The following is an 8,459-nucleotide window of genomic DNA, read 5'->3' on the forward strand; positions in this document are numbered from 1 at the left end:
CGGTGCCGCCAATCTGCAATCGCGGATGGACTCAGGCAGCGCGGGCCACCGTCTGCCGGCGGCGCGCCACCGCACCTACCAGACCAAAGCCGGCGATCAACATCGCCCAGCTTGACGGCTCCGGTACCGCGCCCGTCGTGGCCGGAACGATGCTCCAGTTGCTCTGATTGTACAGCGAAGAAATCTGCCCAAAACTGATTCCGCCCGTATAATCGGGACGTCCAAAAATCTGGGACGTGTCGAAATAAAACCCTTCTGCATCGCAATTCGATTGCAGGCAGGCAAGGAAGTCCTGCACGGACCCATCAATCGAAGTGAACGGCGCCGCACCGAGATTTCCCAAAGAAAAACCGGTCAAAGAATAGACATATGGCAAGGAAGGGCCTGGAACGGCGTTGAAGGCGGCGGCATCAACTGAAGAAATCAGGATAGTGTTGTTGTCACCCTGCAGGGTACCCGTCAACTGGCCGCTGAGCACGCCGACGCCAGTGACATAGGTAAAATTCCAACTCGCCGCGTTCGCCATCGTTGCGCTGCCAGCAAGAAGTGCTGCAGCAAACAAATTCCGGATCATTTATGCCCCCTTGCCAAGGCCCGATACAGGCCGAAGCCTTGTTTAGCAAACTGTCGGTGCCGGTCAATATCCTCATTCCCCTGGCCGAATATCGATCCTTATGCTCACCCAGGTGCCCACCAGATACTCGCCGTCCACCCGTGGCGGCTTCACCCGGAACTGCCAGGCGGCTTCCTGCACGGCATAGCCAAGGCCAGTGCCCGGGGTCTCGCCGATGGCCTTGCAATCTTCCACCTTGAACCGCGGCGCGGTGCGGCAGGCGATCAGGCCATAGGCGCCGGGGCGGCCCTTGCCCTTGATGTAAAAGGCCAATTCGGCATCGGTGGGTTCGCGCTGCCATTCGGCGGCATAGAGTTTTGATCCATCCGGCGCCACACCCACCACCGGCGTGTTGGGCAGATTGGCACCGGCCAGTTGGGCGGCCTGGGGCTCGGCCCGTTCCAGCTTGCGCAGGTCAAAGCCGCGCAGCGCCGGATCGCCAAAGCTCCATTTGGCCGGCGGCGCGTCGGGCACCTGCACGATCACCTCGGGCTGGGGTGCGGCGCGCGGTGGGGTGACGCGGGGTTTGGGCTGCACCTGCGGCCGGGCGCGCTGCGGCATCGGCGCGGCGATGTTCACCGCCACCATCGATCCTGATCCCGGCTTGCCCTTGGGCTGCGGCGGCGCCAGCCACAGCAACAGCAGCAGCAACAGCACATGCAGCGCGATGACCGCCGCCAGCACCGGCACGCGCCGCCGTTCCGGCCACAGGCCGGTGGGGGCAAGGAAGGAGGCGGCGGCAGCAGTCACGGGGGGTTCGGCCGCTCCCGTTACGTTGCCCCCCGCCCGCTGCCTAGTCCAGATTTGGCCGCAGCAGCTGCACCGCCCGTTCGCGGCTCACGCCCAGCCGGCGGGCATAATCCGCCAGCTGGTCCTCGCCCACGCGGGCCACGCCGAAATAGGCGCTTTGCGGATGGGCGAAATAAAAGCCGGAAACCGCCGCCGTCGGCAGCATGGCGAAACTGTCGGTCAGGGTGATGCCGGCACGGGTCTCCACCTGCATCAGATCGAACAGCCGCCGCTTCAGACTGTGTTCCGGACAAGCCGGATAGCCGGGCGCCGGGCGGATGCCGGTGTAACGCTCGCGGATCAGATCCTCGTTCGACATCCGGTTGCCCAGCTCATGCCCCCAGATTTCGCGGCGCACCCGCTCGTGCAGATATTCGGCAAAAGCCTCGGCCAGCCGGTCGGCCAGCGCCTTCAGCAAGATGTCGTTGTAATCATCATGGGCCGCCTTGAAGCGGGCGAGCTGTTCATCAATGCCGTCGCCGGCCTGCACGGCAAAGCCGCCCAGCCAGTCGGCCTCAGGGTGGATGAAATCAGCCAGGCACATGTTGGCCCGGCCCTCCCGCTTGGCGATCTGCTGGCGCAGGAACGGCAGGCGGGCAATTTCGGCGCTGCGGCGTTCATCGCCAAACAGCACGACATCATCGCCATCCCGCCGCACCGGCCAGATCGCCACGACGCCCTTGGGCCGCAGCCAGTTTTCCGCGGCGATGCGGGCCAGCATGGCCTGGGCATCGGCAAACAGGCTGCTGGCGCTGGCCCCCACCACCGCGTCGGTCAGGATCGCCGGATAATTGCCGTGCAGTTCCCAGGCGCGGAAAAACGGCGTCCAGTCGATATAGGGGATCAGCGTGTCCACCGTCACATCATCGATGGTCATCGTGCCGGTGAACCTGGGCTGCACCGGCGGATGCGCGGCGAAATCGGGCACAAAGCCATTGGCGCGCGCCGCATCCAGCGGCACCAGCGCCGATTGGCCCGAACCGGCCCGCGCCGCGCGGATATTCTCATATTCGGCCGCGGTTTCGGTGACAAAATCATCCTTCAGCGTGTCCGAAACCAGCGTCCCCGCCACCCCCACGGCACGGCTGGCATCCAGCACATGCACGACCGGGCCGGCATAGGCCGGCGCGATGCGGAGCGCGGTGTGCACCCGGCTGGTGGTCGCCCCGCCGATCAGCAGCGGCATGGTCATCCCAATGCGCTGCATCTCGCTGGCGACATGCACCATTTCGTCGAGGCTGGGGGTGATCAGGCCCGACAGCCCGATCATGTCGGCCTGATGCTTCACCGCGGCATCCAGGATGGTCTGCGCCGGCACCATCACGCCCAGGTCAATCACCTCGAAATTGTTGCACTGGAGCACGACGCCCACGATGTTCTTGCCGATATCGTGCACATCGCCCTTCACGGTCGCCATGATGATGCGGCCCTTGGTCGAACTGCCGACCTGTTTTTCCGCCTCGATATAAGGCAGCAGCACGGCCACCGCCTTCTTCATCACGCGGGCCGATTTCACCACCTGCGGCAGGAACATCTTGCCGGCGCCGAACAGGTCCCCCACCACGTTCATGCCGGCCATCAACGGGCCTTCGATCACCTCGATGGGCCGCGCGACGGTGAGGCGCGCTTCTTCCGTGTCAGCCTCGACAAAGGCGTCGATGCCCTTGACCAGCGCATGTTCCAGCCGCTTTTCCACCGGCCAGCCGCGCCACTCCTCGGCGGCCGGGTCAGCCGCCTTGGCAGGGCCGCCCTTGAACCTGTCGGCGGCGGCCAGCAGCCGGTCGGTGGCATCGGGCCGGCGGTTGAGGACGACGTCCTCGACGAGGTCGCGAAGCTCCGGGTCAATGGCGTCATAGACATCAAGCTGCCCGGCGTTGACGATGCCCATGTCCATGCCGGCGGCAATGGCGTGAAAGAGGAACACCGAATGCATGGCCCGGCGCACCGGTTCATTGCCGCGGAAACTGAACGACAGGTTCGACACCCCGCCGCTCACATGCGCGTGCGGGCAACGCCGCCTGATCTCCCGCGTGGCCTCGATGAAATCGACGCCGTAATTGTTGTGCTCCTCGATCCCCGTCGCCACCGCGAAGATGTTGGGATCAAAGATGATGTCTTCCGGCGGGAAGCCGATGCCGGTGAGCAGCCGGTAGGCCCGCTCGCAGATTTCCACCTTGCGCGCTGCCGTGTCGGCCTGGCCCACCTCGTCAAAGGCCATCACCACCACCGCCGCGCCATAGCGCAGGCACAGCCGCGCCTGCTCCAGGAACGGCGCCTCACCTTCCTTCATGCTGATCGAATTGACGATCCCCTTGCCGGCGAGGCACTTGAGGCCCGCCTCGATCACGCTCCATTTCGAGCTGTCGACCATCACCGGCACGCGGGCGATGTCCGGCTCGGCGGCGATCAGGTTGAGGAAGGTGACCATGGCGGCCTCGCTGTCGAGCAGGCCTTCATCCATGTTCACATCGATGATCTGGGCGCCATTTTCCACCTGTTGGCGCGCGACCTCCACGGCAGCGGTGTAATCGCCGTTCAGGATCAGCTTCTTGAACGCCGCCGAACCGGTGACGTTGGTGCGTTCCCCGATATTGATGAAACTGGCGGTGGTCATGCGGCAAACCTGTGTGCCTCGAGGCCCGAAAGCCGCAACGCCGGCGCTGCTGCCGGCACCGCCCGCGCCGGCAACCCGGCCACCTGGCGCGCCATGGCGGCGATATGCGCCGGCGTGTTGCCGCAGCATCCGCCCACGATGTTCACCAGGCCTTCCTCGGCCCAGCCGCGGATGAAGCCCGCCGTGGTCTCCGGCTGCTCGTCATAGGCGCCCAGATCATTGGGCAGGCCGGCGTTGGGATAGGTCATGATCAGCGTGTCGGCCACGCGCGCCAGCGCCTGCACATGGCTGCGCAGTTCGGTGGCGCCGAACGAGCAATTCAGCCCCACCGCCACCGGCTTCACATGGCGGATCGAGTGCCAGAAGGCCTCCACCGTCTGCCCCGACAGGTTGCGGCCGGAAAGGTCGGTCAGCGTCATCGACAGCATCACCGGCACATCGCGGCCACGGGCATCGCCAGCCTCGGCAGCGGCAAAGGCGGCGGCCTTGGCGTTCAGCGTGTCGAACACGGTCTCGATCAGGATGAAGTCCACCCCGCCATCGAGCAGCGCCTCGATCTGCTCGCGATACACGTCCTTCACACCATCGAACGTGACCTCGCGATAACCCGGATCAGACACGCGGGGGCTGAGGGAGAGCGTCTTGTTTGTCGGCCCCAGGCTGCCCGCCACCCAGCGTGGCCGGCCATCCAGCGCGGTCGCTGCGTCCACCCGTTCCCGGATCACGCGGGCGGCGGCCAGGTTGATCTCGCGCACCTTGTCTTCCATGCCATAATCGGCCTGGCTGATGCGGTTGGCGTTGAACGTGTTGGTGGCCAGAAGATCGGCGCCCGCCGCGATATAGGCATCGCAGATGCCGGCAATCGCTTGCGGCTGGGTCAGGTTCAACAGGTCGTTGTTGCCCTTCTGATCATGGTTGCTCGCGATGCCACCGGCATAATCGGCCGCGGTCAGCCCCAGGGCCTGGATGGCAGTGCCATAGGGGCCATCCTTCACCAATATGCGGCTGGCAGCGGCCGCGCGCAGGGTTTCGGCAGGATTGGTCATTGGGCCTCCAGCACCGGTCGCACGCCCAGCAGATGGCAGATGGCGTAGGACAATTCGGCGCGATTGAGCGTGTAGAAATGGAAATGCCGCACGCCGCCCGCATACAGCCGGCGGGCCATTTCGGCGGACACGGTGGCAGCCACCAGCTGGCGCGCGGCCGGCTTGTCGTCCAGCCCGGCAAACAGCCGGCCCATCCAGTCGGGCAGATGGGTGCCGCAACTGGCAGCCATTTTCTGCAGATTGGCAAAATTGCTCACCGGCAGGATGCCCGGCACCAGCTCCACCTTGAGGCCCGCCGCCGCCACGGCGTCGCGGAAGCGGAAATAGGTGTCAGGCTCGAAGAAGAACTGGCTGATCGCCCGGCTCGCCCCGGCATCGATCTTGGCCTTCAGCGCCTCCAGATCGGCCGCCGGGCTCGCCGCTTCCGGGTGCACCTCCGGGTAACAGCTCACCGAAACCTCGAAATCATGCCGGCGCTTCAACGCCTTCACCAGATCGGCGGCGCTGGCATGGCCGCCCGGCACCGGTTCAAAGCGCGCCTGCCCGCCCGGCGGGTCACCGCGCAGCGCCACGATATGGCGCACGCCGGCCGCCCAATAATCATCGGCAATCGCGTCCAGCTCGGCCGCGGTGGCGTTCACGCAGGTCAGATGCGCGGCGGCCGGGGTGGGCGTTTCGGCCACGATCCGCGCCACGGTGGCATGGGTGCGCTCCCGCGTTGAACCGCCGGCGCCATAGGTGACCGAGAAGAAGCGCGGGCCCAGCGGCACCAGGGTTTCCACCGCCTGCCACAGGCTGTCCTGCATGGCCGGTGTCTTGGGCGGGAAAAATTCAAAGCTCACCGCCAGGTCGCCCGGCAGATCGGCATAGAGCGGGCCACCAATGGCGCGCGCCGCTTCCTGCATCTGGTTCAAGGTCAACATGGCAATCTGGTTCCCAGCCACAGGGTCACCCCCAATTGTCCCGCCACATCGGCCGGCAGCCGCTGCGCCACCGCAGCGTCACAGCCCGCCGCCGCCAGCCAGCCCAGCACCGCCTCGTCGGCAAAGCCCAGGCGCACATGCCGGCGCTCGTCGCGCAGCGCCTCGCGGTCGTGCGGCATCAGATCCACCACCAGCAAGCGGCCACCGGGGCGCAGCACCCGCGCGGCTTCGGCCAGCACGGCGGCGGGATCATCGGCAAAATGCAGCACCTGGTGCAGCACGATCGTATCGGCTGCGGCATCGCCCAGCGGCAGCGCATACATGTCTCCGGCCTGCACCCGGGCCTGGGCCAGCCCGGCCGCCTCCAGCCGGCTGCGGGCAATGCGCAGCATTTCCGGGCTGCGGTCCAGCCCCAGCGCACTCGCCGCCTGCCCGCCCAGCAACTCGATCATCCGCCCGGTGCCGGTGCCCACATCCACCAGATCGCCCAGCCGCGCCGCAGCGCCGCCCAGCGCCGCAACAATCGCCGCCTCCACACCGGCTTCCCGGCTGAACAGCGAACGCTCCTGCTCCCAGCCATCGGCATGATCGTTGAACCAGGCCTCCACCGCAGCGCGGCGTTCGGCCCGCACCACTGCCAGCCGTTCGCGGTCGCTCGCCGCCACATCGGCGCCGGCCAGCGCATCCACCGCCGTCAGCACCGGCGCCGTCACCGCCGCTGGCCCCAGGCGCACGAACACCCAGGCGCCTTCCTTCACCCGCTCCACCAGCCCGGCTTCGGCCAGGATGCGCAAATGGCGGGAAACGCGTGGCTGGCTCTGCTGCAGCACGCGGGCAATCTCCCCCACCGCCAGATCCAGCCCGCGCACCAGCATCAGGATGCGCAGCCGGCTGGGATCCCCCAGGGCACGAAAAATGGCGAGGAGCATGTCCATGGCCCATGGCATATAAAGTTATCTTTATATCCGTCAAGCCGGTTGCCGCCCGGTCAAGCCCATGCCAAGCAGGAGCCATGATCCGCATCGCCGCCCCCGCGTTGCTGCTGCTCCTGCTCGCCGGTTGCGCCACCACCGGCAGCACCGATCTGTCGCGGGCAGAGGCCGACCCCTGGGAAAAATCCAATCGCCGGGTCTTCGCCTTCAACAAACGGCTGGACCGCTGGGTGGTGAAACCCATCGCCACCGGTTATCGCGCCGTCGTGCCCAAGCCGGCACGCACCGCCGTTGCCAACGCCTATGGCAATTATGGCGAGCCGGCCAATTTCGCCAACAGTCTTTTGCAGGGCAAGATCGCCCAGGCCTTCCGCACGGTTGATCGCTTCATCCTCAACACCACGCTGGGCGTCGGCGGCGTCGCCGAAGTGGCCACCGATCTTGGCCGCCCAAAGGAGCCGGAGGATTTCGGCCAGACGCTGGCGCGCTGGGGCGTCAAATCCGGCCCCTACCTGGTGCTGCCGCTGTTCGGCCCCTCCACCCTGCGCGATGGCCTGATGACGCCGGTGGATGTCTTCGTCGATCCCGCCGATTTCACCCGCAATGCCTGGCTGCGGCCCGGCTGGGATGTGCGCATCGCCATGTCGGCCGGGCGCATCATCAATTTCCGCAACACGCTGATCGAAACCGGCGCCGACAAGCTGCTGGCCGACAGCCTGGATGATTATGCCCTCGCCCGCTCCGCCTATCTGCAGCGGCGGCGGCTGCAATTGTTCGATGGCAATCTGCCGGCCGAAGCCGATCCCTTTGCCGATCCGGCCGACGACGCGCCACCTCCGCCGCCCGCACCAGCCCTGCCGCCCGCTGCTGCCGGTCAGCCTAAGCGTTGATGGCGCAGCCCATCACCAGCGGCGTGAGTGTCTTCAGCGCGCCAAACGCCCGCTCCTCCTCCTGAACCGGCATCGGGTCCAGCCGGAACCCCGCCGCCTTCACCATCTCGGCTGACGCACGGTTGAGGTTGCAGCCCACGCCCACCACCCGCTGCACCGGGTTCAGCCGCTGCTGCCAGCGCTGCCGCTCCGGATCGTCCGACAGCACATGCTCCATGAACAGAAACGCCCCGCCCGGCTTCAGCACCCGCTTCACCTCGGCCAGCACCTGGCCCACGTCCTGCACGCTGCACAGGGTGAGGCAGCACACCACCGTGTCGAAACGGGCATCGGCAAAATTCAATCGCTCACCGGCACCGGGCACGGACTTGATCGGCACCGGTGCGGACGCAAGGTGCGCCGCCGCCCGCCGGTTCATGCCTTCGGATGGCTCCACCACCGTCAGGCTGGTCACCTTCGCCGGGTCATAGAATGGCAGGGTTGCCCCTGATCCAAAGCCGATCTCCAGCACGTCACCCGCCGCCTGCCCCACCAGCGCCTGCCGCCGCCGCATGATGTTGGGATGGCCCAATGCCTTGTCGAGCAACCAGGGGAAGATGGTTTCGGAATAAAGCCCGGATTATTCACCGGCCGGGTGATTTCGGGTTGGCGA

General features: G+C 66.4%; 8 protein-coding genes. 1 reads left to right on the plus strand and 7 read right to left on the minus strand.

The genetic code is table 11. From position 1 onward, the window contains the following. Nucleotides 1-31: 31 nt before the first annotated feature. The 6 genes from CHU93_RS17860 to CHU93_RS03120 form a co-directional block, all read right to left on the minus strand. Nucleotides 32-574 carry a PEPxxWA-CTERM sorting domain-containing protein gene (locus CHU93_RS17860; RefSeq protein WP_094472716.1) on the minus strand — a complete coding sequence of 181 codons (543 nt, stop codon included), beginning with the start codon at nucleotides 572-574 and terminating at the stop codon, nucleotides 32-34. Between the two features lie 72 nt (nucleotides 575-646). Continuing rightward, entirely contained in the window at nucleotides 647-1,363 is a 717-nt protein-coding gene (locus CHU93_RS03100; protein WP_133064298.1) for a hypothetical protein, read from the minus strand. Between the two features lie 43 nt (nucleotides 1,364-1,406). Next, nucleotides 1,407-4,016 carry a methionine synthase gene (gene metH, locus CHU93_RS03105; RefSeq protein WP_094472718.1) on the minus strand — a complete coding sequence of 870 codons (2,610 nt, stop codon included), beginning with the start codon at nucleotides 4,014-4,016 and terminating at the stop codon, nucleotides 1,407-1,409. Beyond that, entirely contained in the window at nucleotides 4,013-5,062 is a 1,050-nt protein-coding gene (locus CHU93_RS03110) for a homocysteine S-methyltransferase family protein (RefSeq protein WP_094472719.1), read from the minus strand. The genes metH and CHU93_RS03110 overlap by 4 nt, the downstream gene beginning before the upstream one ends. Further along, nucleotides 5,059-5,985, minus strand: coding sequence for a methylenetetrahydrofolate reductase [NAD(P)H] (gene metF / locus CHU93_RS03115; RefSeq protein WP_243375148.1), 927 nt, complete (start codon nucleotides 5,983-5,985; stop codon nucleotides 5,059-5,061). The genes CHU93_RS03110 and metF overlap by 4 nt, the downstream gene beginning before the upstream one ends. Then, the gene (locus tag CHU93_RS03120) at nucleotides 5,979-6,920 is read right to left on the minus strand and encodes an ArsR/SmtB family transcription factor (RefSeq protein WP_094472720.1); all 942 of its coding nucleotides are present in this window, start codon (nucleotides 6,918-6,920) and stop codon (nucleotides 5,979-5,981) included. Before CHU93_RS03120 ends, metF begins: the two co-directional genes overlap by 7 nt. Nucleotides 6,921-6,997: 77 nt before the next feature. On the opposite strand from CHU93_RS03120, the gene CHU93_RS03125 reads away from it, so the two are divergent. Then, nucleotides 6,998-7,807 (plus strand): MlaA family lipoprotein, encoded by an 810-nt coding sequence (locus tag CHU93_RS03125; protein ID WP_165768579.1) that lies wholly within the window; start codon nucleotides 6,998-7,000, stop codon nucleotides 7,805-7,807. Here CHU93_RS03125 and CHU93_RS03130 read toward each other — a convergent pair. Continuing rightward, nucleotides 7,797-8,360, minus strand: coding sequence for a class I SAM-dependent methyltransferase (locus tag CHU93_RS03130; RefSeq protein WP_243375151.1), 564 nt, complete (start codon nucleotides 8,358-8,360; stop codon nucleotides 7,797-7,799). The genes CHU93_RS03125 and CHU93_RS03130 overlap by 11 nt on opposite strands. Nucleotides 8,361-8,459 lie beyond the last annotated feature (99 nt).

It is taken from the genome of Sandarakinorhabdus cyanobacteriorum (genome assembly GCF_002251755.1).
Taxonomy (GTDB): domain Bacteria; phylum Pseudomonadota; class Alphaproteobacteria; order Sphingomonadales; family Sphingomonadaceae; genus Sandarakinorhabdus; species Sandarakinorhabdus cyanobacteriorum.

Bases quoted from the DNA above. Each gene is read 5' to 3' on its own strand.
- CHU93_RS03110 (WP_094472719.1), bottom strand. From the start codon at position 5,062: ATGACCAATCCTGCCGAAACCCTGCGCGCGGCCGCTGCCAGCCGCATA.
- metH (WP_094472718.1), bottom strand. From the start codon at position 4,016: ATGACCACCGCCAGTTTCATCAATATCGGGGAACGCACCAACGTCACC.
- CHU93_RS03120 (WP_094472720.1), bottom strand. From the start codon at position 6,920: ATGGACATGCTCCTCGCCATTTTTCGTGCCCTGGGGGATCCCAGCCGG.
- CHU93_RS03125 (WP_165768579.1), top strand. From the start codon at position 6,998: ATGATCCGCATCGCCGCCCCCGCGTTGCTGCTGCTCCTGCTCGCCGGT.
- CHU93_RS03130 (WP_243375151.1), bottom strand. From the start codon at position 8,360: ATGCGGCGGCGGCAGGCGCTGGTGGGGCAGGCGGCGGGTGACGTGCTG.
- metF (WP_243375148.1), bottom strand. From the start codon at position 5,985: ATGTTGACCTTGAACCAGATGCAGGAAGCGGCGCGCGCCATTGGTGGC.
- CHU93_RS17860 (WP_094472716.1), bottom strand. From the start codon at position 574: ATGATCCGGAATTTGTTTGCTGCAGCACTTCTTGCTGGCAGCGCAACG.